Below are 23,449 nucleotides of genomic sequence, written 5' to 3'. Positions count from 1 at the left end.
CTTAGTCGAACCAGGCGGCGTAGATCTTCCTGTAGCTGCCGTCCTCCATCGAGATGTGCAGCCACTGGTCGACGAAAGCCTTCAGCGCCATGTCGCGCTGGAGCCAGTAGGCCTTCTCCGAAAAGTCGAACGGCTTCTCGGGATGCACCGCGCAGAGCACGCCGGAATGCTGCTTCTGCTGGTAGCGGGTCTCGGAGGCGTCCGTCATCATCAAATCGGCGTTGCCCTTGGCGATCTCGTCGAAGATCACGGTGTTGTCGGGGAAGACGTTGATCTCGGCGTCCTTGATGTTGGCGCGCGCGAACCGCTCGTTGGTGCCGCCGGGATTGACGATGACGCGGGTGCCCTTCTTGTCGATGTCGGAGATGGTCTGGTACTTGCCGACGTCGGCGCAGCGTGCGATCGGCGTCTTGCCTTCACGCATGATCGGCATCGAGAAGAAGCCCTTCCTCTGCCGGTCGAGCGTGACCGAGACGCCGCCCATGGCGATGTCGAACTGGTCGGCCTCGAAGTCCTTCATGAGCTTCGGCCAGGCCGTCGGCACGAATTCGACCTTGACGCCGAGCGCCCTGCCGAGCGCCTCCGCCATGTCGACGTCGAAGCCGTTGAACTGCTGTGTCGCCTTGTCCAGGTAGGTGAAAGGCTTGTAGTCGCCGGTCATGCCGACGCGCAAAGTGCCGCGCTTGACGATCTCGTCGAGGCGCGATGGCGCCGGCTGCTGTGCATATACCGAAAAGTTCGCCAGCAGGACCGCGGCCAAAGCCGCCACGATTCGAACGATCATCTCTTTTCCACCCATGCCCGAGCTGTCATTGTGCAGCTCTTGAAACTTGGATTTAGACCAGATGCCCGTCGCTGGCGAGGCGGAATTGAAGGGAATTTAGGGTGACGATCTCGATGTATGACGCCTCGGTCGGCGTCTTCGTGCCGTATCTGCGCAACCTGTCGGCACTGCTGGACAAGGGCGTCGCCTATGCCGAAAGCCGGAAGTTCAATCCGGCCGTCCTGCTCGGCATGCGCATGGCGCCGAACATGTACGATCTGGCGCAGCAGATAGGGGAGGCGTGCCGCCATGCCACGGTCGCGCCAGCCTTGCTGGCCGACCAAGAGCCGGTGGCGCTGCCGGCGCTGGAGCACGACATCGCCGGGCTTCAGGCGCGCATTGCGACGTCAATCGAGTTCATCGAAAGCCTGTCGCGCGCCGAGATCGATAGTGCGGCGGAACGGAACGTCTTCTTCAGGCTGAAAAACGGGACCGAGCTGCCCTTCACCGGGCGGACGCTGCTGCTTACGTTCAGCGTCCCGCAATTCTTCTTTCACGTCACGACGTCCTACGACTTGCTCCGGCATGCCGGCGTCGAGCTCGTGAAGCGGGATTTTCTCGGCCCCCGCGAGCGCTAGGCTTCGCCCTTGCGCTCGTAATCGGCGAGCGAGCTGCGGCCGGCGATCTCGCTGCGCAGCTCCTCGAAGCGCCGATGTGCCTCGTCCTCGTGCGCGTCGACGAAATGCACCGCGGCTTCGCTCGTCATCGGGCCGCTGACCACGGGCGCGGACTGCTCGCCGATGGTCTCGTGGACGTAGAACTGGCCGTCATCGCCGCGATGGACCGTCCATTTCAGACGGATCGCCACCATCGGCCCCGGACCGACCTTGCTGTAGCCGTCGGCATCGGTGTGCTCCGGCACCAGCGGCTGCTCCTCGACCACGGGATGCTCGTGCTCGTCGACCATCGCATGCTCGTCGACCACCACATGCTCGTCGGCGATCGGATGCTCGTCGGCGACGACCTGCTCACCGTCGACCACCATTTCGGTCTCGGTCTCGCGGACGGGCTCGGGGTGCTCCAAAATGCTGGCGATGGTTGCCAGCGCGTGGTCGGTCGGGTCGATCTCTGACAAGGGTTCATCCTCCAGCTCGACGCGGCCGGCAAGTCTGTCCCACTGCCGCCGCGGCCGGACTTATTACGCGGGTTTGATTAAGGCTGAGTTGGGGCTCGATCTGCACCAAAATGGGACGCATTCTGGCGTTCCGGAGGCGGGCGAATAACCGCCCGCCTGGAGGTCGGCTCAGGCGAGCACGTCCTGGTTGATGATGTTCTGCCGGATGGGATCGCCGTCCAGCACACTCAGGATATTGCGAGCGGTCTGCTCGCTCATGCGGCTCACCGCCTCGACGGTGACGCCGGCGACGTGCGGGGCCATGATGACGTTGGGCAGCGCGAACAGCGCGTTGCTGACCGGCGGCGGCTCCACCTCGAACACGTCGATCCCGGCACCGGCAATCCTGCCGGAGACCAGGGCGTCGTATAGCGCGGCCTCCTTCACGATGCCGCCGCGTGCAGTGTTGATGAGATAGGATTTCGGCTTCATCCGGCCGATCCGCGCCGCATCGAACAGGCCGACGGTCTCCGGCGTCTTCGGGCAATGGATGGTGACGAAGTCGGCGTTGGGCAGCGCTGCGTCGAGATCGGCGACGGGCTCGCAGCCCGCGGCCTTGATCTCGGCGGCAGGCTTGTAGGGATCGTAGACCTGTACCTTCATTTCCATCGCTTGGCAGCGCTTGGCGGTGCGACTGCCGATGCGGCCGAAGCCGATGATCAGCACGGTCTTGCCGTAGAGGTCGAACGGCAGCATGCCGAGCCGGTTGGCCCATTGGCCATCCTTGACGCAGGCGTGCATCTCATTGGCGCGCTTGGCCAGCGTCAGCATCATGAACAGCGCCTGCTCGGCGACCGAGGGCGAGTTGGCGCTGCCCGCTACCATCAGCGGCACCTTGCGGCGGGAGAGGGCGGGCACGTCGACGGCGTCGTAACCGACGCCGATGCGGGTCACCACCTTCATGTCCTTCGAGGCCTCGAGCTCGGTCTCACCGAAGGCGGTGGCACCCAGCGCCACGCCGTGAACCGGCGCGTGGTTCTTCAGCAAGGCTTCGAAATCCTTGGCCGAGATCAGGTTCGGAAACTCGACGAGCTCGATATCGTCCCGCTGGGTGAGGAGGGCGCGTGCCCCTTGCGACAAAGTTTGTGTAACGAAAATCTTCTTTTTGTTGGTCGCCATCGCTCCCCGCCTGCTTGCATTTCTTGGACCTGCGTCACAACACGACGCCGGTGTCTTCGTTTAGCAGGTGCATATTGTTGAGGTCCATCGCCAAACGCATGGGTGCCCCGTCCTTGGCGCCGGCGTTGGGATCGACGCGGCCGCAGACCGGCGTGCCGTCGAGCCCGAAATAGACCAGGGTCTCCATCCCCATCGGCTCGGTGACGTCGAGCACGGTGTCGAAGGTCTCGACGCCCGGCCCCAGATGCGCGTGCGACTCGGTGAGGTGCTCGGGCCGGAGGCCGAGCAGCAGCTTGTCGGTGCGCGGCAGCGCGTTGTAGCGCGTGGCGCGGGCCGGCGGCAGCGCAAAGGCGATGCGGTCGGTCAGACGGATCTGAAGCGCGCCACCGACGTCCTCCAGCCGGCACGGGATGAAATTCATCGCGGGCGAGCCGATGAAGCCGGCGACGAAGCGCGTCGCCGGCTTGTGGTAGAGCTCGTTGGGCGTGCCGATCTGCTCGATGCGGCCCTTGTTCATCACAACGACGCGGTCAGCCAACGTCATCGCCTCGACCTGGTCGTGGGTGACGTAGACCGTGGTGGTGCGTACCTTCTGGTGCACCTTCTTGATCTCGATCCGCATCTGCACGCGCAGCTTGGCGTCGAGATTGGACAGCGGCTCATCGAACAGGAACACTTTCGGATTGCGCACGATGGCGCGGCCCATCGCGACACGCTGGCGCTGGCCGCCGGAGAGCTGCTTCGGCTTGCGGTCGATCAGGTCGGTGATGTCGAGGAGGCGGGCGGCTTCCGTCACCCGCGCCTTGATCTCGGCCTTGGGAAAGTGCTTCAGGCGCAGCCCGAACGACATGTTCTCCGCGACCGTCATGTGCGGGTAGAGCGCGTAGTTCTGGAACACCATGGCGATGTCGCGATCCTTCGGCGGTACGTCATTGACGACGTCGCCGCCGATCATGATGTCGCCGTCGCTGATGTCCTCGAGGCCCGCGATCATGCGCAGCGTCGTCGACTTGCCGCAGCCCGAAGGCCCAACCAGCACGATGAACTCATGGTCGGCGATGTCCAAGTCGATGCCGCGCACGGCTTCGACATCATCGTAACGCTTGACCACCTTCCGCAATGCAACGTCAGCCATGAGACATCAACCCTTTGTCGCGCCGGCGGTCAGGCCGGCGATGTAGTAGTCCATCAGGAAGGCGTAGATGACCAGCGGCGGAGCTGCACCGAGCAGCGCGCCGGTCATGATCTGGCCCCAGTTGAAGACGTCGCCCTTGATCAGGGTGGTGGTGATGCCGACCGGGAGCACGAGCTGGTCGATGGACGTCGTGAACACCAGGGGATAGAGGAACTGCGCCCAGGACACCGTGAATGCGAAGATGGTCGCGGCAATCAGGCCCGGCAGCGCGACCGGAATAAAGATCCGCGTCAGGGTCTGAAGCCACGAGGCGCCGTCGATGATCGCGGCCTCGTCGAGCTCCTTCGGGATCGAGGCGAAATAGCCGATCATGATCCAGGTACAGAACGGCACCGTCAGCGTCGGATAGACGAATAGCAGCACGTACCATCGGTTCAGGAGCGTGATGCCGGTGATGTCCTGAACCAGCGCCAGCATCTTGAACAGCGGGATGAAGAGGAGGCTGTCCGGGACCAGGTAGGTCAGGAACACGCCGGTCGCGAGCGTCGTCGAGCCCCAGAACTTCATCCGCGCGAGCGCGAAGGCCGCAGGGATGCTGATCAGCATGGTGACTATCACAACCACCAGCGACACGATGGTCGAATTCCAGAAGAACCGGAGGAATTGGTTCGACGTCAGTAGTTCGACATAGTTTGCCAGCGTCGGGTGGAACACCCACCACGGATTGGTCGCAGCCGAGATCTCCGCGCTGCTCTTGAGCGAGGTGATCACCATGTAGAGCGGCGGCGTCAGAAAGAAGATCGCAAACAGCACCAGGAAGAAATAGGACCAGCGCAGCGCCCAGGTACGGTCGCGGCTCATGCTGCCATATTTGACCTTGCGCCGGGGGCCGGCCTTGTCGATCGCTATTGTGCTCATCAGGATTCGTTCCCGCGTTTATTGACGTCGCGCAGGATGAAGATCGCTGCGACGGCGAGGATCGGGACCATGAACAGGGAGACGCTGGCGCCGAGCGGAATGTCGTTGCTCTCGATGCCGACCCGGAACGCATAGGTGGCAAAGATCTGGGTCTGGTCGAGAGGCCCGCCTGAGGTCAGGATGCGGACGATGTCGAAATTAGCGAAGGTGACGATCAGCGAGAACAGCGTCGTGATCGCGATGATGTTGCGCATCATCGGCAGCGTCACGTACCACATCTTCTGCCACCAATTGGCGCCGTCGATTGCGGCGGCCTCGTAGAGCTGGTCCGGCACCGATTTCAGCGCCGCCAGGTACATGATCAGGAAGAACGGCGCGCCGTACCAGACGTTGACGAGGATGACGGAAAAGCGCGCCCAGGCGGCATTGCCGAGCCAGTTGATGGGACCGATGCCGAAGAAGGAGAGCGTGTAGTTGAAGGCGCTGTAGGAGGGGTCGAACAGCCACAGCCAGGCGAGCGTGCTCATCGCCGGCGGGATCACCCAGGGCACCAGCAGCATGCCGCGCCATTTGCGCTGGCCCTTGGCCGGTATGTTGTGCACGAAATGCGCGACGATGAAGCCGATCAGCGCCTTGAAGAACACGGCGGTGATCGCGAAGATGCAGGACTGCTCCACCACCATCCAGAACGTCTCGCGCTTGAACAGGAAGGTGAAGTTGCCGAAGCCAACGAATTTTTGCATCGACTTGTTCAGCGTCGCGAGGTGGATCGAGAACAGGGCAGGGTAAAGCACGAACAGCGCGATCAGCAGGATCAGCGGCAGCGTCAGGAAGAACGCCACGGTCGATTTCCGCTTCAACGCATTGTGCAGGCCCGTCCGTTTGCGCGCGCTCGCCGTGCGGGCGACGCGACCGTCCTCAACGACGACATCGGCCATGTCAGTGTCCTTGGGTCAAGCTTCCTTGCGGAATGTCCAACGGCGGAGCCGGCACCCGCGTGTCGGCTCGATCTGCTCATTCCATCGAACGGTGGGGTGCCCTGGCGGCTCACGCGGGGATGCGTGAACCGCCGTGGCACACCCCGGCTTAGGTTCGCATGAAGCCTTCACACTCGCCTTCGCCCCAGGCGAGTGCGGTCTCCAACTTTTCGCCCTGCGCAAAGCGCAGCGCCATCTTGGTCAGCGTGGCCTGCGCGTAGATCTGCTGGGCGATCTTCGGCGGCGCCGGAGAGGCCGCAATCGACAGTGTCTGATGATTGTAGGGATTTGGATAGTGATAGAGCGTGCCCTTCGGCGGGCCTACCTCGGCCCAGGTCTTCAGCGTCGTCATCTTCGCATAGGCCGGCAAATCGTATCCGCCGCTCGCCGCGACGAACTTTTCGATCGATGATGGCTGTGACAGAAAAGCCAGAAGGCTCTTGGCCGATGCCTTGTTCTTGGAGAAATTCCAGAGACCCCAGAAATAGGGCAGGAACGGCGCATACCGGCCTTTAGGACCGGAGGGGAAGCCGTGCGTCCAGCATTGCTCGGCGACCTGCGGCGCGTCGCGCCTGGCGACCGCCCAGGCGCTCGGCGGATTCATGATGAGGGCGCCGCGGCCGGAGATCAGCCATTTGTTGTTCGAGGCGTCGTCCCAGGACGGAGCGTCCGGCGGCAGGAAGGCGATCAGCTTCTTGTAGTATTCGAGCGCCTGGCGAACCTCATCGGTCTTCACCGTGACATCGCCCTTGGCGTTGACGAGTTCGGCGCCGAACGACTGGAAGATGGCGCCCGCGGTATCGACGCTGTCGGTGGTCTCGCCGAGACCGATTCCGAATGGGAAACCTGCCTTCTGGCACGCTTCCGCCGCCTTCAGGAATGTATCCATATTCCAGCTATCGGCCTTGGGCGGCGCGCCGACGGGGTACAGTTCCTGGACGTCGATCCCCGCATGCTTCTTCATGAGGTCGATGCGCGAGCAGGGCCCCTTGATCTGGCTCCCCGGGGTTGCCGGGACCGCAAGCCATTTGCCGTTGGCCTTGCCGAGATATTTGACCGTGTCGTTGACCTCACCGTTCTGCTTGATCGCCTCCTCGACCACGTCGTTCACCGGTTCAAACTGCTCGGCATACGCATGCGGCCACCAGGTGTACATCTGAAGAATGTCGTGACCGGATTTGGCCTGCGCTTCGGCCGCGACCGTCAACTCGATCTTCTTGTTGTTGCTGGTGATGTAATCGATGGAGACTTCGACCTTCTCCTTTTCAGCCCATTCCTTGACCATGGCGGTGGAGGCGTCGTTGGCACCGGGCACCCAGTGGTCCCAGAAGCCGATCGAGAGTTTGCCGGCGGCGTAAGCGCCGCGGACATAGGGCGCTGTGATCAGCGCGGCGGAGGACATTGCAGTGGCGGCTACAAATTGACGTCGCGTCAGTGTCTTGCGTGACATCTCGTTTCCTCACCTGGATGTTTTATTGTTTTCGCGTTTCCTCTGGCATTCCGAGTTTTGTTTTTGATTTTTGTTCGCGTTTCTTGGTGCTACCGCCTCGCCGTGAAATCGCGCGAAGCGCAGCAAATTGGTAGCGCGATCAGATCATGATTGATCCCGTCTGTCGAGGAAGCCGAACGACTCGCCGTCTAGAACTAACGTTGCGTCCGGGAACGCGGCGGCGCCGTCTCGCGAAGCACACCCGGAGGTGAACCTCGGAGGCGCATTTTGCGACGCACACTTCGGGTCAAGGACCGCAGGACATCTCGTGCGCAATTACGCCGCAGTTTCGAATAAGCCTTCATAACCGCTTCGCGCCAAACAGTTTTCGGGCGTGGACAGCAATTGGCTGCGGCTGGACCGCGAAGCGGCGAAAACGATAGAGTTGCAACCGGCGGGTGGCCCCCACCCGGACAGGACAATCGGATCGACGATGGAGACCAGAATGATCAACCCGGCGCCGCCTGCGCGGCTTCACCTGCGGCGATGGTTCGCGCTGGGCTCCGTGCTCGCGGTGCTGCTGGGCGCCGCCGCCGTTGCGCAGGCGCAAGGCCTGGTCAAGGGCGTTCAGGATGGAGCCGCGGCCGGCAACAAGGCGGCCGGACCCGTTGGCGGCGTGCTGGGCGGTGCGATCGGCGGCGTGGTCGGTGTCTTCACCGGCGTGCTCGGCGTCAATAACCAGCCGGCTCCGGCTGCCAAGGACGCGAGCAAGGATGCCAGCAAGGACGCGAGCAAGGATTCCAAGCAGCCGGGCGCCGGCAAGGACAAGGGCGCCAAGGAGACCGCCAAGGCGGCCAAGGGCGCCAAGGCGAGCAAGGAAGCCAGGAATGCGCCGCAGGACAACAAGGACAATAAGGACGTCACCGTCCTCACCCAGCCCGGCGCGCCGCAACAGAGCGCCGAGCAGATCGTCGCCAACAGCGATTCCTATATCGAGCGGATCAAGACCGAGTTGAACCTGACGCCCGATCAGGAGAAGCACTGGTTCGGCTTCTCGAGCGCTATGCACTACCTGGGGCATAATGGCGCGGAGCGGCTCAACCTGCGGATCGCTCGCGCCAAGCGGGATCCGCCTGACGACATCATCGAGCAGATGCGCAACGAATCGCAATTCTTGATCGACCGCGCCGCCGACCAGCGCAACGTCGCCGATGCCGCCGAGCCGCTTTATTCGAGCCTCGACGACAAGCAGAAGCAGGTCTTCATCCAGGAGATGGTGCGCCTCAGTCACGAGCGCGGGCTGGATTAATCAAGTTGAATCCGATTGCGGGCGCCTGAATTAACGGCGCCCGCCACGAATTCGTGAATCCTCTCCGCATTTCGGATATGGTTAGCTTCGTAAGCTGACTGCGGGGTTGATATGGCGGACGGACTCTCCGTTTTCCTGGTCGAAGACGAGGCGTTGATCCGGATGATGATCGCCGACATGGTGGAGGAACTCGGCCATCATGTCGTCGCAGAAGCGGACAATGTCCGGGACGCGAGCGCCTTTGCGATGACCGCGCAATACGACTTCGCCATCCTCGACATCAACCTGAAGGGCCTCTACGTCGATCCGGTCGCCGACCTGATCGAGCGCCGCGGCAAGCCGTTTCTGTTCGCCACCGGCTACGGGCCGGAGCTGCTGCCGTCCTTGCTCCGGCGGCGGCCGATCCTGCGCAAGCCGATTTCCCTCGACCAGCTCAAGGTGATGATCGATTCGCTGTTTCCGGGCGCGGTCGCCAAAACTCCTCACTGAAAAGGCTCCTCACCGAGAAGGCGCCGTACCGAGATCGCCAACGAAAATGGCCGCCCGTGAGGGGCGGCCATTTGGCGAAAGAATGTCTCGTCGTCTCAGATCAGGCCGGCGCTGAGGTCGATGCCGCGCGCCATCACGCCGAACGAGGCGACCAGGCCCATGCAGCAGAACAGCAAGATGATCTTGAACGAAGAATCGGCAAAACGGGTTTCGACGGCGACCGGGATCGCGGCAAGCGAAATCATGCTCATGTTCATTCCCCCCTTTGTTGACCCCTGAATTGCATCAGGTAAGGGAAGCTCTTAGAGCAAAAAGTTTGACGCGAGCTTGCGAGGGATCGTTAACGGAATCGCAATCGCTCGCGTGTTTTCGCGAGCAGCGAGCGGTCCCGCAAGTCTCAGTTGCGGCCGTTCTTCAGCACGGTGGCGATGGTATGGGCCGTCATGGCGGCGCGATCAGAGGCGCGCTGCGCGGCCAGCCGGTCGCGGGCCTTTTCCTCGATCAGGAGCTCGATCAGGGCCAGCCGCTTGTCATCGTCGTCCGCCTCGGTCAGCAGGCGGTGATAGCGGTGATAGTCGAAACCGAAGTCCTGCTTACGCATGTCACGCCCCCGCAACTACGGGAATTGTTTCCCATCGGACACAGTCGGGCAAGCACGATCCTGCGTGGAACCGCGCCTTGGCTGCAATCAGCTGTGTATAGTTAACGGACTGGACGGCGTCGGAGCCGATCGCGGCTCATCAATCCGGATTGTGGTCGGCGAACATCTTCAGGCCGACGAAGCTCGCGTCGGGTTTCGTCACCAGCCTGGTCGGGATGTTGCGCAAATAGTCCTGGAAGCGTCCCTTGGCTTCGAAGCGCGCCCGGAACGCGGAGGCGGCAAGGAACTCCGGAAAGCGCGGCACGATCCCGCCAGCGATGTAGACGCCGCCACGGGCGCCGAAGGTCACCGCGAGATTGCCCGTGACCGAGCCGAGGATGGCGCAAAACATCTCCAGCGTCGCGCGGCTGAGTTCGCAACTGCCCTCCAGGGCGGCCTTGGTGATGGCGGCGGCGTCGCGGTGCGGCACCTGGGCGCCGTCGACCTCCGCCAGCGCCTCGTAGAGGCTTTGCAGACCGGAGCCCGAAAGCGCCCCGCGCTCGATGGAGACATGGCCGAAACGTCGGCGCAAGCACGCGATCACGCGTTCCTCGCGCTCGTTTTCCGCCGGCAAAGTGGCGTGGCCTGCCTCGGTGACGACCGCCAGCCGGGCGCCGTGGCGTTCGACCAGACAGGAGACGCCGAAGCCGGTTCCAGGCCCAACCACTAGCAGCGGTTCTCCGGGGAGGCCGTCCTGGCCCCCGAGCGGGATCAAATCGGCAGGCTTCAGGGCGGGCAGGGACCAGGCCACGACCTCGAAATCATTGAGCACATGCACGCTCTCGAAGCCGAGGGCCGGCTGGAGCTCGTTGCCGTCGATGACCCACGGACTGTTGGTCATGACGCAGCGGTTATTGGTCACGGGACCCGCGACGGCCAGCACGGCTCGTTTGGGCTGCTTGCCGCCGGACCGGCGCGCAAGGACGTCCGCGATGGCTTCCCGGACGGTCGGGAAGTCAGCGACCTTCACATAGTCGATGGGCCCGGCCTGGTCGCCGCTGTCCGATGCGCTTTCGCTCAGCGCAAAGCGCGCATTGGTGCCGCCGATATCGGCGAGAAGAATCTGTCCTGTCTTGCCGATACTCATGACCTTGTGGCTGCCGCGTCCTGCAGGCTCGCGGGAACCGTTCCCTCCGCTCCATCCGATCCGCAATTTGCGAACGTCTCTAGAATCCGTCCTCGGGTGAGCCTAGTCAACTCGGACAACGCCAAACCGTTGCATCCCAGGTGCGACGGGCGCGATATCGCCGCATGTGTCGATGGTTGCGAAGCCGCGCGGGAAGATCGACATTGGACGGAGCGTTCGGCGCCCGTCGCGCCGGACGGCTGGAACGGGACCTTGCGATGCAGATTTCCGACCGCGACGTGCTGCTGGTGATCGACGTGCAGAACGACTTTTGCACCGGCGGAGCGCTCGCCGTTCCCGGCGGCGAGAAGGTTGTCCCGGCGATCAACCGAATTGCCGCAAATTTCACCAATGTGGTGCTGACCCAGGACTGGCATCCGGGCGACCACGTCTCGTTCGCACCGAACCATGCGGGCAAGCAGCCGTTCCAGACCATCGAGCTCGACTACGGCACCCAGGTGCTGTGGCCGACGCACTGCGTGCAAGACACGGCGGGCGCTGAATTCCATGGGGAGCTTGAAATTACCAGGGCAAACCTCGTGGTGCGCAAAGGCTTTCGTCGCGGCATCGATTCCTATTCGGCGCTGTTCGAGAACGACCACCGGACGCCGACCGGGCTGCTCGGTTATTTGCGCGAGCGCGAGCTGAAGACCGTCTTCATCGCCGGTCTGGCGCTGGATTTCTGTGTTCGTTTCTCGGCGGAAGATGCCCGCAAGGCGGGGTTCGAGGTCGCCGTCATCGAGGATGCATGCCGCGGCATCGATCTCGACGGCTCGGTGGCCGCGACCCATCGGAGTTTTCGCGAGCGCGGTATTTCGATCGTCAGCCTGGAGGCCTTGCTGTGAGGACCTTGAGATAGTCATGGTGGAGAAGGGCGGCAAACCGCTGGGTGGATCGGATCGTCCTCCGGATGATCCGCTGCTATGGCCATTTGCGGCGGCGCGGCTCGCGATGGACGCCTGCTTCTGGTGGCTGGAGCGCGATCCGCCGGAACAGGACGCGAGCAATCTGCCGTGGACGACACCCAACACGGTCGGCTTGGAGCTTGCGACCATGCGCCTGCGCGATTGCACGCGGACGCAATCCGGCCAGCCGGCACTGGTCTGCGCGCCCTATGCGCTGCATCGGGCCCTGATCGCCGACTTCGCACCGGGCCACAGCGTGGTGCAGTCGCTGCAGAATGGCGGCATCGATCGGGTCTACCTCACCGACTGGCGCTCGGCCTCGCCGGACATGCGCTATCTCTCGATCGACAGCTATCTCGGCGATCTCAACGTCGCCGTTGACGAAATCGGCGCGCCGGTCGATCTCGTCGGCCTGTGCCAGGGCGGCTGGCTGTCGCTGCTCTATGCGGCGCGCTTTCCCGCCAAGGTGCGGCGGCTGGTGCTGGTGGGGGCGCCCGTCGATCTCTCGATCGATTCCGCGCTGTCCCGGCTAGCTCGCAATTCGCCTGAGGCGCTCTACGACCAGCTCGTGGCGCGCGGCGGCGGCAATGTCAGCGGCGACGAGATGCTGCGCTTCTGGACGAAGGCGCCGAGCCGCGACGACATTGCGGCGGCATTGCAGAGGGATCTCTCGGACGAGGAGGGCGCGGCACTGCTCGCGCGTTTCGATCGCTGGAATACCGAGACGCTCAACCTGCCCGGCACCTATTATCTGGAGATCGTCAACCGAATCTTCCGGGAGAATCGGATTGCCGGCGGCAACTTCACGGCGCTCGGCCGCGAGGTTGATCTGAGGGACGTCAAGGCGCCGGTCTTCCTGCTCGCCGGGCTCGATGACGACGTCGTGCCGGCCAGACAGGCGCTTGCGACCGCCGGTCTGCTCGGAACGCCGCCGGCCTTCATTGCCGCGGCCTCTGAGCCCAGCAATCACCTCGGCCTGTTCATGGGGGCGCGCACCCACGCCCATGCCTGGCCCCGGATCGCCGAGTGGCTGCGCAACGACCTCTCCGGAGTGCTGGCCCGCAGCGCCTGACCTTGTCGGGTGCCTTGGCCCGGCCGGGCCGGCGAACACGCAAATCCGTTATGCATGACGGCGGATGGCCTGCACGGGGCTCGGTCGATGGGTTACATATCATGGGGAACTGGCGGCTGCGGCCGCGACAAGATTAAGGGTACCGCGCTCGATGAGCTTCCACTCGATCTACGCCCACGGATTTGCGCGCGTGGCGGCCTGCGTCACCACCTCCCATGTGGCCGATCCCACGGCCAATGCGAAGGCGATTCTGGCGGCGGCAGGCGCTTGCCATGAACAGTCGGTGGCGGTTGCCGTGTTTCCGGAGCTGTGCCTGTCCGGCTACGCGATCGAGGATCTCGTCAAGCAGGACCCGCTGCTCGATGCGGTCGAGCGCGGGCTCGCCTCAATCGTCGAGGCCTCCTCGGCGCTGATGACGGTTCTGATCGTCGGCGCGCCGCTGCGCTTCGGTCATCGCATCTACAATTGCGCCGTCGTCATTCATCGCGGCAACGTCCTTGGCGTCGTGCCCAAGTCTTATCTGCCGACCTATCGCGAATTCTACGAGGGACGGCATTTCGCCTCCGGTGCCGGCGTGGCCGGAGAGACGATCGCGTTTGGCGGGCTGCATGCACCGTTCGGCGTTGACCTCCTGTTTGCGGCCGAGGATGTTCCAGGCCTGATCATCGGCGTCGAGATCTGCGAGGACATGTGGATTCCGGTGACGCCGGCATCCGAACTCGCGCTTGCCGGCGCCAGCGTGCTGATCAATCTATCCGGCAGCCCGATCACGATCGGTCGGGCGCGCTCGCGCGCACTGCTGTGCCAATCGACGTCGGCGCGTTGTCTTGCGGCCTACGTCTATTCAGCCGCCGGAGCAGGGGAATCGACCACGGATCTGGCCTGGGACGGCCAGACCTCGATCTATGAGAATGGCGTGCTGCTGGCCGAGGGCGAGCGGTTCCGCCAGGACGGCCAGATCACGCTGGCCGATGTCGATCTCGATCTGCTCAGGCAGGAACGCGCACTGATGGGCACGTTCGACGACAATCGCCGGCAACGCGAAGCCTTTTTCCGGAGGATCACCTTTGCCCTGAAGCCGCCGGCCACCGACGTCGGCTTCCTGCGCAAGATCGAGCGCTTCCCGTTCGTGCCGAGCGACGAAGCCCTGCTCGAGCAGGATTGCTACGAGGCCTACAACATCCAGGTCGCCGGCCTCGTGCAGCGCATGCGCGCGACCGGAACCAAGCGCGTGGTGATCGGCGTCTCGGGCGGGCTCGATTCCACCCACGCCCTGATCGTCGCCGCCAAGGCGGTCGACCTGCTCGGACTGCCGCGCAGCAACATCCTGGCCTACACGATGCCGGGCTTTGCCACCGGCAGCGAGAGCAAGACCAATGCACTGGCGCTGATGAAGGCGTTGCAGACGGAGTGGCAGGAGCTCGACATCCGCCCCACGGCGACGCAAATGCTGAAGGACATCGGCCATCCCTTCGGCAAGGGCGAGAAAGTCTACGACATCACGTTCGAGAACGTGCAGGCGGGCCTGCGGACAGACTATCTGTTCCGGCTCGCCAACCATCATGGCGGCATCGTCATTGGAACCGGCGATCTCTCGGAGCTCGCGCTCGGCTGGTGCACCTACGGCGTCGGCGACCAGATGGCGCATTATAATGTCAACGCCGGGGTGCCGAAGACGCTGATCCAGCACCTGATCCGCTGGGTGATCGCCTCAAAACAGTTCAGCGACGACGTCAACCGGACGCTGGCGTCGATCCTGTCCGCCGAAATCTCGCCAGAGCTGGTTCCGGTCAAGCCCGGCGAGAAGCCGCAGAGCACGGAAGCCTCCGTCGGGCCCTACGAGCTGCAGGATTTCAACCTGTTCTACACGCTGCGGTTCGGCATGCGGCCGTCCAAGATCGCGTTCATGGCGCAGCACGCCTGGAATGACGTCGCCAAGGGCGAATGGCCGCCGGCGTTCCCGACCGATAAGCGCAGGGCCTATGATCTGCCGGAGATCCGGCGCTGGCTGGAAGTGTTCCTGCGCCGCTTCTTCGCCTTCAGCCAGTTCAAGCGCTCGGCGATGCCGAACGGGCCGAAGGTTTCGGCCGGTGGCTCGTTGTCGCCGCGCGGCGACTGGCGCGCGCCGTCGGATTCAAGCGCGGCGGCATGGCTTGAGGATCTCGAGCGGAACGTTCCGAAGTGATTAGGCAAGACTGATCGGGCAGGGCGCCTCAAAACGACTTCGCGCCGCGCGGCTCATACAGCCGGCGGCGCGAAATTGCGTTCAATCTAGAAAGTTCCGAGGTCCGGAGTGCCTAGGAGTCCGGACCTCGTCACCTTGCCCCAGCCTTTGATCCCCCCGCCCCATGCGGTCCCCCAACCCCATGTAGCGCGATCAGAGGGTGATGCCCCTGGAAGGCCGCCGATCGATGCGCGCGATGTACGCGAAGTATCGTTAGGATTCCATTCCGTGTCACTACGGACACGAACGCGCTTGATGCTGCACGCTGGTGCATTCGTCCGCATCTGCTGCGATCACTGCTGCCTGAATTCGATGCAGGCGATCGGCGGGGATGTCCACATCAGCGCATCGCCGCGGCACCTGCATTTCACGGGCCTGTCACTTAACTGGTCTAGCGCTGCTCCCGTCATCGCTGACGGTCAAGGAGCAAGCCATGTCGAAGCCGGTGCTGGGCGCAGCATTGTCCATCAAATCGATCCCTGCTCACCGCGACTGGCTTCTGGAACGGCAGCGCGATCTCGAAATCCAGGATTTTTTCCGCGCGGATTTGCTCGACGGCGATTGGCGGAGTGCAGCCAGCGAGATCAAGCAGATGCTCTCGGGCCATACCGGCCGGCTCGGCATTCACGGCCCGTTCTGGGGCTTCAAGATCGACAGCCATGATCCCTTGATCCGCAAGGCGGTGACGAAGCGGCTGCTTCAGGGCCTCGATGCCGCGGAATTCCTCGGCGCGACGCAGATGGTGATCCATTCACCGTTCACGACCTGGGACCACAACAATCTCGACCTCTATCCTGATAACCGAGGCAATCTCGTCGAACGCGTCAAGACGACGCTTGCCGAGGTGATCGCGCGGGCCGAGACGATCGGCTGCGAGGTCGTCATCGAGAACATCGAGGACAAGGATCCGCGCGACCGCGTGCGCCTCGCCAAGGCGCTCGAAAGCAACAAGGTCCGCGTCTCCCTCGACACCGGCCACGCCAACTATGCCCACATCTCCACCGGCGCTCCGCCGGTCGATTACTACGTCGAGACCGCCGGCGACATGCTGACGCATGTGCACCTCCAGGACACCGACGGCTTTGCCGACCGGCACTGGGCGCCGGGCGAAGGCAACATCCCGTGGGTGGCCGTGTTCCGCGCGCTGGGCCGGCTGACCTCCAACCCGCGGCTGATCCTCGAACTCCGCAATCACGACGACGTTCGCGCCGGCGCAGCCCATCTGGCCGCGCTCGGTCTCGCTGAATAACCGGCATCACAAAGGTCAGGGCTTATCGTCATGAGCAAACTCACCCGTCGCACCATCCTGAAGTCCGGCGGCGCTGCCGCAGGCACGCTTCTCCTGCCGCGCTTTGCGATCGGGCAGGCCGACAACCGTCCGTCGGTGACGATCGCCGTGCAGAAGGTGACGAATTCGAACGTGCTCGACGTGCTGCGCGAGCAATCGAACGTCGGCGAACGCGTGTTCTTCTCCTCGATCTGGGAGGGACTGATCTCCAAGAACTGGCGCGGCAGCCTGGAGGCCGTGCCGGGCCTCGCCACCGAGTGGCGCCGCATCGACGACCAGACCGTCGAGGTGAAGCTGCGCCAGGGCGTGAAGTTCCACAATGGCGACGAGCTGACGGCCGAAGACGTCGTCTTCACCTTCAGCCGCGAGCGCATGTTCGGCGAGACCGAGGCCAAGAGCCGCTCCACCATCCAGGCCTTCGAGAAGATCCCGACGCCGCGCCCGGGCAAGGAATTGCCGCCTGACGTGCCGGCGGTCGCCCGCCGCATCTGGCCGGACCTCGTGCGCGTCGATGCCGTCGACAAGTACACGGTGCGCTTCTACAACGCGACGCCCGACGTCACGATCGAGGGCCGGCTGTCGCGCTACGGCTCCGACATCATGAACCGCCGCGCCTGGGAGCAGTCCGCGAGCTATCTCGACTGGGCGCGCAAGCCGATCACGACGGGGCCGTACAAGGTCGTCGAGCTCAAGCCCGACGTGTCGCTGACCCTCGAAGCGCATGACGAATATTGGGGCGGCCGGCCGCCGCTCAAGCGCATCCGTTTCCTCGAAGTGCCCGAGGTTGCGAGCCGCATCAACGGGCTGCTGTCGGGCGAATACCAATTCGCCTGCGACATCCCGCCGGACCAGATTGCCGGCATCGAGAAGAACTCTGCGTTCGAAGTGCAGGGCGGCACCATCCTCAATCACCGCCTGACCGTGTTCGACAAGAACCACGCCCAGCTCGCCAATCCGCTGGTGCGGCGCGCCTTCACCCACGCGATCGACCGCCAGGCGATCGTCGACAGCCTGTGGGCGGGCCGTACCCGCGTGCCGAAGGGTCTTCAGTGGGAATTCTACGGCGACATGTTCAACGCCGACTGGAGCGTGCCGGCCTACGATCCGAAGCTCGCGCAGGATCTGTTGAAGCAGGCCAACTACAAGGGCGATCCGATTCCGTATCGCCTGCTCAACAACTACTACACCAACCAGGTTGCGACCGCCCAGGTGCTGGTCGAGATGTGGAAGTCGGTCGGCCTCAACGTCCAGATCGAGACCAAGGAGAACTGGTCGCAGATCATGGAACGCGCGCAGACCCGCGCGGTACGCGACTGGTCGAACTCGGCTGCCTTCAACGATCCCGTCTCGTCGCTGGTCGCCCAGCACGGCCCGAACGGCCAGCAGCAGCAGATCGGCGAGTGGACCAACGCCGAACTGAACAAGCTTTCGGAGTTCCTGGAGACCTCGACCGACCGGGCCGCCCGCAAGAAGGCGTTCCGCCGCATGCTGGAGATCGCCGAGCGCGAGGATCCCGCCTATACGGTGCTGCACCAGAACGCGACCTTCACCGCGAAGCCGAAGTCGATCAAGTGGAAGGCGTCGCCGGCATTCGCGATGGATTTCCGCGCCGGCAATTTCGAGGCGTAAATGGCGACGCCGCTGGTCAGCATCCAGAGCCTCAGCGTCGCCTTCAACGGTGTAGCGGTCCTGCGCGGCGTCGATCTCACCTTGCAGAAGGGCGAGGCTCTCGGCCTCGTCGGCGAGTCCGGCTCCGGCAAGTCAGTGACGTGGCTTGCTGCGCTCGGCCTCTTGCCGCGGCATGCAAAAGTCTCGGGCTCCGTGCGGCTCGACGGACGCGAAATCCTCGGCGCACCCACGGGTGAGCTTGACCGGGTGCGGGGCGGGCGGGTCGCCATGATTTTTCAGGACCCCGCAAGCGCACTCAATCCGGTGCTCACCATTCGCAAGCAGCTCTGCGAGGCTTTGGCGCTGCATCGCGCTCTCTCGGGCGAGGCGGTGAGAGCCGAAGCGCGGCGGCTGCTCGATCTCGTCGGCATTCCCGATGCGGCGCGGCGGCTCGAAGCCTATCCGCACGAATTCTCGGGCGGCCAGGTCCAGCGCATCATGATCGCGATGGCGCTGGCCGGAAATCCCGATCTCCTCGTCGCGGACGAGCCGACCACGGCGCTCGACGCCACCATCCAGGCGCAGATTTTGGAGCTGCTCTCGACCATCCGCCGCGAGATGAGCATGGCGATGGTGCTGATCAGCCATGATCTCGGCGTCGTCGCGGAAAACTGCGACCGCGTCGCCGTGATGTATGCCGGCCGCATCGTCGAGCAGGCGCCCGCCAACCAGCTCTTTGCCGATCCGGTGCATCCCTACGCGCAGGGCCTGATCGGCGCACTGCCGCCGCTCGACGGACCGCGTCGACGTCTCACGGCCATTCCGGGGACCGTTCCCGATCCCGCGCACATGCCAAGCGGCTGTGCCTTCGCGCCGCGCTGCGTGCTGGCGGCCGAGCCGTGCGGACTTGCCGTGCCGAGCCTGGCGCCGATCGCGAACGATCGCGTGGTTGCCTGCATCCGTGCCGAAGCTTCGCGCCGCGCGCTGCTCGGGATCGCCGCCGAATGAGCGGGCCGCTTGTCGAGGTGTCCTCGATCTCGCGCAGCTACGCGATGCGCTCCGGGATGTTCGGCCGCAGCACAGCGGTTCACGCGGTCGACGGCTTGTCACTTGCGATCCGCAAGGGCCAGACGCTCGGCCTCGTCGGCGAATCCGGCTCGGGCAAGTCGACCACGGGTCGTATCGTGCTCGGTCTCGAGCCGCCCGATCGCGGCGAGGTGCGGTTCGACGGCAAGGCGATGGCCGCGCCGGGCACGAAGGCGTGGCGCGCGCAGCGGGCGCGCATGCAGATGATCTTCCAGGATCCGCTGGGGGCGCTGGACCGGCGGTTGCCGGTCGCCACCCAAATCCGCGAGCCCCTGGACATTCACGGTCTCGGCACGCCGGCCGAACGCGAGGAGCGTGTCCGCGAATTGCTGCGCGCGGTCGAGCTGACGCCGGCGCATGGCGCGCGCTATCCGGGCGCGCTCTCCGGCGGCCAGCGTCAGCGTATCGTGCTGGCGCGGGCACTGGCGACAAAGCCCGATTTCCTCGTCTGCGACGAGCCGGTCAGCGCGCTCGACGTCTCGATCCAGGCGCAGGTGGTGAACCTGCTTTGCGACCTCCAGGCGCAGCTCGGGCTGACGCTGCTGTTCATCAGCCACGATCTGCGCGTTGTCAGGCAGATCAGCAATGTCGTCGCCGTGATGTATCTCGGCCGCATCGTCGAGATCGGCAGCGCCGACGATCTCTTCGCGCGTCCCGAACACCCCTATACGCAGGCGCTGGTCTCGGCCTCGCCGGCACCGGGCCGCCGCAGCGCGGGCCGCATCGTGCTGGCAGGCGATCCGCCGAACCCGGCGGCCAGGCCCCAAGGCTGTGCGTTCCATCCGCGCTGCCCGCGCGCTATCGCGCGCTGCGCGAGCGAGGTGCCGGTGCTGTCGGCCGTCAGCGGTGACAGGCAAGTCGCCTGCCACCTCGTGACGGGGCCGCAGGCCGAGACGCGGGACGCGGCCTGATGGGACGCTACCTTGCCATTCGGATCGGACGCGCGGCGCTGACGATCGTGCTCGTCGTCACCTTCGCCTTCGTGGTGCTGCGCCTCTCCGGCGATCCCGCGTTGATGATCCTGGGACCGGAGGCGCCGCCGGAAGTGCTCGCTGCTTTCCGCAAGGCCTGGGGGCTAGATGATCCCATCTGGTTCCAGTACCTCGACTACTTCGGCGCCATCGCCAAGGGCGAGCTCGGCCGCTCCATGCGCGACGGGCGACCGGCGATTGAGCTCGTGCTGGAGCGGATTCCGGCGACGCTGGCGCTGACGCTGCCGGCGTTCTTCTTCAAGGTCGCCCTCGGCATTCCCGCCGGCATCTACGCGGCGCTGCACCGGGGCTCGGGAATCGACCGCGCCGTGATGATGACGGCGGTCGCCGGCTTCACCGTGCCGAGTTTTGTCCTTGCGCTGCTGCTCGTGCTCGTGTTCGCCGTGCAGCTCGGCTGGCTGCCGTCGGGCGGGCAGGACAGCTGGCGTCACGCCATCCTGCCAATCGTGACACTCAGCCTCGGCGGCGCCGCGGTGCTGGCGCGCTTCACTCGCAGCGCCATGCTGGAGGTGCTGGGCCAGCCCTACATCCGCACCGCCTCGGCCAAGGGCGTGCCGTGGCGCAAGGTGGTGACGTCGCATGCGCTGCCGAACGCGGCGATCCCGACCGTCACCATCCTCGGCTTCATGGTGGGCACGCTGATCGCGGGCGCGGTCGTGGTCGAGAGCGTATTTGCTTGGCCGGGAGTAGGGCGCCTGCTGGTCGTCGCCGTCGCCAACCGCGACCTTGCCGTCGTGCAATGCATCCTGTTGCTGGTCGCGATGACCATGGTCACGTCCAATCTGATCGTCGACTTCCTCTACGGCTTCCTCGATCCGCGCCTCCGCGCCAAGGGGGCCCACGCATGACCGATGCGACGCTGAAGGATACGGCTGTCCGCCACCGCATCAGCCTTCCCGCGATCCCTGTCTCGGTCGCACTCGCGATCAGCTGGATCGTCGCCATGCTGGTGATCGCAGCGTTCGCCGAGAAAATCGCACCTTACAGCTTCACCCAGCTCGACCTGCGCAACCGGCTGGCTGCGCCCGGCAATGTCGCGCACTGGCTCGGCACCGACGAGCTCGGCCGCGACGTGCTGTCGCGGCTCCTCGTCTCGATCCGCATCTCGCTGTTAATTGCGTTCGGCGCGACTGCGATCTCTGCGATCGTCGGCACCACGCTCGGCTTCCTTGCCGCGCATTTCCGCGGGGCCGTCGAGCAGCTCGTGCTGATGCTGACCGACTTCCAGGCCAGCATGCCGTTCCTGATCATGGCGCTCGCGGTGCTGGCCTTCTTCGGCAATTCGCTGCCGCTGCTGATCGGCCTGATGGGCCTGTTCGGCTGGGAGCGCTACGCCCGCATCGCCCGCGGCCTCGCCATCTCCGCCAATGCGCAAGGCTATGCCGCCGCCGTCCGCCAGCTCGGCGCGACGCCGTCGCGGATTTACCTTAGGCATATCCTGCCCAACATCGCCTCGACCCTGATCGTCTCGACGACGCTCGTCTTCCCCGAGGTGATCCTGATGGAATCCGGCCTGTCCTTCCTCGGCCTCGGCGTGCAGCCCCCGATGACCAGCCTCGGCAACATGGTCGGCTATGGCCGCGAGTACCTGACCCGGGCGCCCTGGATCATGCTCGCGCCGGCGACCACAATCGTGATCACCACGCTGGCCGTCTCCGTGATCGGCGACTGGCTGCGCGACCGGCTCGATCCGACCCTGCAATAGGGCGACCGGCCTGACGCGTGCGCCGACTTGCCATCGGACACCCGCTTCTAGCCTTGGACCTCCGGCGTCCGGCCGCGCCCGAGCGCGAATTGACCGACCGGGCCCTCGATATGGAATTCCAACTCCGTCATTTTCGCGAACAGATCGATGTTGGTGCTGCCAATGGCGCAGCCGCCGAGGCCCATATCGGTCGCCGCCAGGTAAAGCGTCTGAATCAGGCTGCCGACATCCTTCAGGATCAGCGAATATGCGATTGAGCTGTATTTCCAGGAGACCCGTCCAAAACGCGCCGCGATCGTGATGAGGATTTGCGGCTGACCCGGCGCGTCCATGGCGAACTGGGCAGCCGCCAAATGCGCCTGGAGTTGTTGGGGGGAGGCGCTGATCGCGACGAGCGCGTGGCTCCCTGCATCGTAGTGGTAGAGTCCGCGCGCAAGCCCGTCGCAGTTCGCGACGGTAAGGTACAATTCCAGCTCGTACGCGCTGCCCGCCGACGGATAAGGCCTTGTGCTGTAGGTGACGTCGGGACCGCCTTCGAAATACGGCTCGCTCGTCCATTCGGACAAGACGCGCGCGCTGGTGTCGAGAAACTGCGCGAGTTCGCCGAGCGTGACCGGATTCTTGTCGTCGAAATCCCGTGTTGAATGGCGTTCGCGCAACAGCTTCGGGAAGCGGGAGTTCGGTTCCGGGGAGGAGAATTTGCGCAGGTCAATCTTGCTGCCGGCCCAGGGCGGACGCACCGCTGGCGACGGCGGAACGACGCCGGCATAGGTGAAAGCGGCGCCGACCGGATTGGCTTGCCGACCCTCCGTGCTCCGCGTGTGAAACACCAGATCGTGGAAATCCCAGAGTACGAGGTTGCCGTCGCCTTCGTTCACCCGCAGGCCTTCTCCGTCTTTCGCATCGAGCTTGAGCAGGATCTGGCTGTCCAGCAACAGTTCGAGCAGATGGACGGTGGAGGAAGCCACCTTCTGGTTGAGCTTGCCGATCTTCCGGGGCTGCGACAGCGCCGCAAGGGTGGCGGCGATGGCGGGATCGCCAATCCGGAACAACGCGCCGGCGCGTGGCGATTCCAGCACCAGCTCGTTGCCGCGCCGACGGAGAAAGGCAAAGCGCGATAGGACAATGGTGTCACGACTGCCCAGCTTCGCGCGCCGCGGCCAGTATTCGGGGACTTGGGGTTCGATGACCACGAAGTCCTGCGTGTTACGCGAAGAGGAGAGGCGGTATTCCAGAAGCCCCTGCCGGGCCAGGCGACGCACCAGGGCGTCGACGTCTCTCGCGAGGGCGCTCTTGCCCGCAAAGGACGCGAGCGGAAGGCCGGTGCTCAGATGTCGCGCGCAGTCCATCGCGGCCGCGCTGAATTGTCCGAGGTTGACGGAATAGTCGCCCAGAATGGCGGTGATGTTTCCGTCCGGCTGCATCTGGAGGGAGAAATGATGGCTCAACCGGGCGGCAATGTCTGGCGCGATCTTCCTGGTCGGCTTTTT

Annotated in this window: 23 protein-coding genes; 12 read left to right on the top strand and 11 right to left on the bottom strand. The window is 64.5% G+C overall.

Going from position 1 to position 23,449, the window contains the following annotated elements; translation table 11 throughout:
* Position 1 precedes the first annotated feature (1 nt).
* A complete protein-coding gene (locus tag AB7245_RS23515) occupies positions 2-784 on the bottom strand; it encodes a transporter substrate-binding domain-containing protein (RefSeq protein WP_085399005.1) in 783 nt (260 codons plus the stop codon).
* Positions 785-897: 113 nt separating this feature from the next.
* On the opposite strand from AB7245_RS23515, the gene AB7245_RS23510 reads away from it, so the two are divergent.
* Positions 898-1,401 (top strand): DUF1993 domain-containing protein, encoded by a 504-nt coding sequence (locus AB7245_RS23510; RefSeq protein WP_028158770.1) that lies wholly within the window; start codon positions 898-900, stop codon positions 1,399-1,401.
* Here AB7245_RS23510 and AB7245_RS23505 read toward each other — a convergent pair.
* The 6 genes from AB7245_RS23505 to AB7245_RS23480 all read right to left on the bottom strand — a co-directional run bounded on the left by AB7245_RS23505 (position 1,398) and on the right by AB7245_RS23480 (position 7,536).
* Complete coding sequence (locus AB7245_RS23505) at positions 1,398-1,898, bottom strand: hypothetical protein (RefSeq protein WP_071913817.1); 501 nt, start codon at positions 1,896-1,898, stop codon at positions 1,398-1,400. The genes AB7245_RS23510 and AB7245_RS23505 overlap by 4 nt on opposite strands.
* 168 nt (positions 1,899-2,066) lie before the next feature.
* Positions 2,067-3,056 carry a hydroxyacid dehydrogenase gene (locus tag AB7245_RS23500; RefSeq protein ID WP_354115173.1) on the bottom strand — a complete coding sequence of 330 codons (990 nt, stop codon included), beginning with the start codon at positions 3,054-3,056 and terminating at the stop codon, positions 2,067-2,069.
* 34 nt (positions 3,057-3,090) lie between these two features.
* The gene (locus AB7245_RS23495) at positions 3,091-4,191 is read right to left on the bottom strand and encodes an ABC transporter ATP-binding protein (RefSeq protein ID WP_063983242.1); all 1,101 of its coding nucleotides are present in this window, start codon (positions 4,189-4,191) and stop codon (positions 3,091-3,093) included.
* Positions 4,192-4,197: 6 nt separating this feature from the next.
* Entirely contained in the window at positions 4,198-5,109 is a 912-nt protein-coding gene (locus tag AB7245_RS23490; protein ID WP_071913823.1) for a carbohydrate ABC transporter permease, read from the bottom strand.
* Positions 5,109-6,047 (bottom strand): carbohydrate ABC transporter permease, encoded by a 939-nt coding sequence (locus AB7245_RS23485; RefSeq protein ID WP_085399008.1) that lies wholly within the window; start codon positions 6,045-6,047, stop codon positions 5,109-5,111. The genes AB7245_RS23490 and AB7245_RS23485 overlap by 1 nt, the downstream gene beginning before the upstream one ends.
* Positions 6,048-6,195: 148 nt before the next feature.
* A complete protein-coding gene (locus tag AB7245_RS23480; RefSeq protein WP_063983245.1) occupies positions 6,196-7,536 on the bottom strand; it encodes an ABC transporter substrate-binding protein in 1,341 nt (446 codons plus the stop codon).
* Between the two features lie 484 nt (positions 7,537-8,020).
* On the opposite strand from AB7245_RS23480, the gene AB7245_RS23475 reads away from it, so the two are divergent.
* Both AB7245_RS23475 and AB7245_RS23470 read left to right on the top strand, forming a co-directional pair.
* Positions 8,021-8,824 carry a Spy/CpxP family protein refolding chaperone gene (locus AB7245_RS23475; RefSeq protein ID WP_085399009.1) on the top strand — a complete coding sequence of 268 codons (804 nt, stop codon included), beginning with the start codon at positions 8,021-8,023 and terminating at the stop codon, positions 8,822-8,824.
* 111 nt (positions 8,825-8,935) lie between these two features.
* Positions 8,936-9,313 carry a response regulator gene (locus tag AB7245_RS23470; protein ID WP_028158777.1) on the top strand — a complete coding sequence of 126 codons (378 nt, stop codon included), beginning with the start codon at positions 8,936-8,938 and terminating at the stop codon, positions 9,311-9,313.
* Positions 9,314-9,408: 95 nt separating this feature from the next.
* Here the strand turns inward: AB7245_RS23470 and AB7245_RS23465 are convergent, their stop codons facing one another.
* The 3 genes from AB7245_RS23465 to glk all read right to left on the bottom strand — a co-directional run bounded on the left by AB7245_RS23465 (position 9,409) and on the right by glk (position 11,040).
* Complete coding sequence (locus AB7245_RS23465) at positions 9,409-9,564, bottom strand: hypothetical protein (protein ID WP_166096600.1); 156 nt, start codon at positions 9,562-9,564, stop codon at positions 9,409-9,411.
* 146 nt (positions 9,565-9,710) lie between these two features.
* Positions 9,711-9,914, bottom strand: coding sequence for a hypothetical protein (locus AB7245_RS23460; protein WP_014495215.1), 204 nt, complete (start codon positions 9,912-9,914; stop codon positions 9,711-9,713).
* Between the two features lie 139 nt (positions 9,915-10,053).
* Positions 10,054-11,040: a glucokinase gene (glk, locus tag AB7245_RS23455; protein WP_085399010.1), complete on the bottom strand. Its 987-nt coding sequence runs from the start codon at positions 11,038-11,040 to the stop codon at positions 10,054-10,056.
* Positions 11,041-11,297: 257 nt separating this feature from the next.
* On the opposite strand from glk, the gene pncA reads away from it, so the two are divergent.
* The 9 genes from pncA (at position 11,298) to AB7245_RS23410 (ending at position 21,959) form a co-directional block, all read left to right on the top strand.
* Positions 11,298-11,924, top strand: coding sequence for a bifunctional nicotinamidase/pyrazinamidase (gene pncA, locus AB7245_RS23450; RefSeq protein WP_085399011.1), 627 nt, complete (start codon positions 11,298-11,300; stop codon positions 11,922-11,924).
* 16 nt (positions 11,925-11,940) lie between these two features.
* Positions 11,941-13,056: an alpha/beta fold hydrolase gene (locus AB7245_RS23445; protein WP_085399012.1), complete on the top strand. Its 1,116-nt coding sequence runs from the start codon at positions 11,941-11,943 to the stop codon at positions 13,054-13,056.
* A 151-nt stretch (positions 13,057-13,207) separates the two neighbouring features.
* Positions 13,208-15,241: an NAD(+) synthase gene (locus AB7245_RS23440; RefSeq protein WP_085399013.1), complete on the top strand. Its 2,034-nt coding sequence runs from the start codon at positions 13,208-13,210 to the stop codon at positions 15,239-15,241.
* A gap of 472 nt (positions 15,242-15,713) precedes the next feature.
* On the top strand, positions 15,714-16,529 hold the full coding sequence (locus AB7245_RS23435; RefSeq protein WP_063983251.1) for a sugar phosphate isomerase/epimerase family protein: 816 nt from the start codon (positions 15,714-15,716) through the stop codon (positions 16,527-16,529).
* Between the two features lie 30 nt (positions 16,530-16,559).
* Positions 16,560-18,197 (top strand): ABC transporter substrate-binding protein, encoded by a 1,638-nt coding sequence (locus tag AB7245_RS23430; RefSeq protein WP_085401532.1) that lies wholly within the window; start codon positions 16,560-16,562, stop codon positions 18,195-18,197.
* The gene (locus tag AB7245_RS23425) at positions 18,198-19,184 is read left to right on the top strand and encodes an ABC transporter ATP-binding protein (RefSeq protein ID WP_085401531.1); all 987 of its coding nucleotides are present in this window, start codon (positions 18,198-18,200) and stop codon (positions 19,182-19,184) included. It abuts the gene before it with no gap.
* A complete protein-coding gene (locus AB7245_RS23420) occupies positions 19,181-20,173 on the top strand; it encodes an ABC transporter ATP-binding protein (RefSeq protein WP_085401530.1) in 993 nt (330 codons plus the stop codon). Before AB7245_RS23425 ends, AB7245_RS23420 begins: the two co-directional genes overlap by 4 nt.
* Positions 20,173-21,102: an ABC transporter permease gene (locus tag AB7245_RS23415; protein WP_014495224.1), complete on the top strand. Its 930-nt coding sequence runs from the start codon at positions 20,173-20,175 to the stop codon at positions 21,100-21,102. Before AB7245_RS23420 ends, AB7245_RS23415 begins: the two co-directional genes overlap by 1 nt.
* Positions 21,099-21,959 carry an ABC transporter permease gene (locus AB7245_RS23410; protein WP_135213653.1) on the top strand — a complete coding sequence of 287 codons (861 nt, stop codon included), beginning with the start codon at positions 21,099-21,101 and terminating at the stop codon, positions 21,957-21,959. The genes AB7245_RS23415 and AB7245_RS23410 overlap by 4 nt, the downstream gene beginning before the upstream one ends.
* 47 nt (positions 21,960-22,006) lie before the next feature.
* Here the strand turns inward: AB7245_RS23410 and AB7245_RS23405 are convergent, their stop codons facing one another.
* The gene (locus AB7245_RS23405; RefSeq protein WP_085401528.1) at positions 22,007-23,383 is read right to left on the bottom strand and encodes a SagB/ThcOx family dehydrogenase; all 1,377 of its coding nucleotides are present in this window, start codon (positions 23,381-23,383) and stop codon (positions 22,007-22,009) included.
* Between the last annotated feature and the right edge of the window lie 66 nt (positions 23,384-23,449).

Origin of the sequence: Bradyrhizobium sp. 604_D8_N2_3 (assembly GCF_051810765.1) — a bacterium.
In the GTDB taxonomy this organism is placed as follows: Bacteria; Pseudomonadota; Alphaproteobacteria; order Rhizobiales; family Xanthobacteraceae; genus Bradyrhizobium; species Bradyrhizobium barranii.
This window is presented reverse-complemented; position numbering and strand designations above follow the sequence as displayed.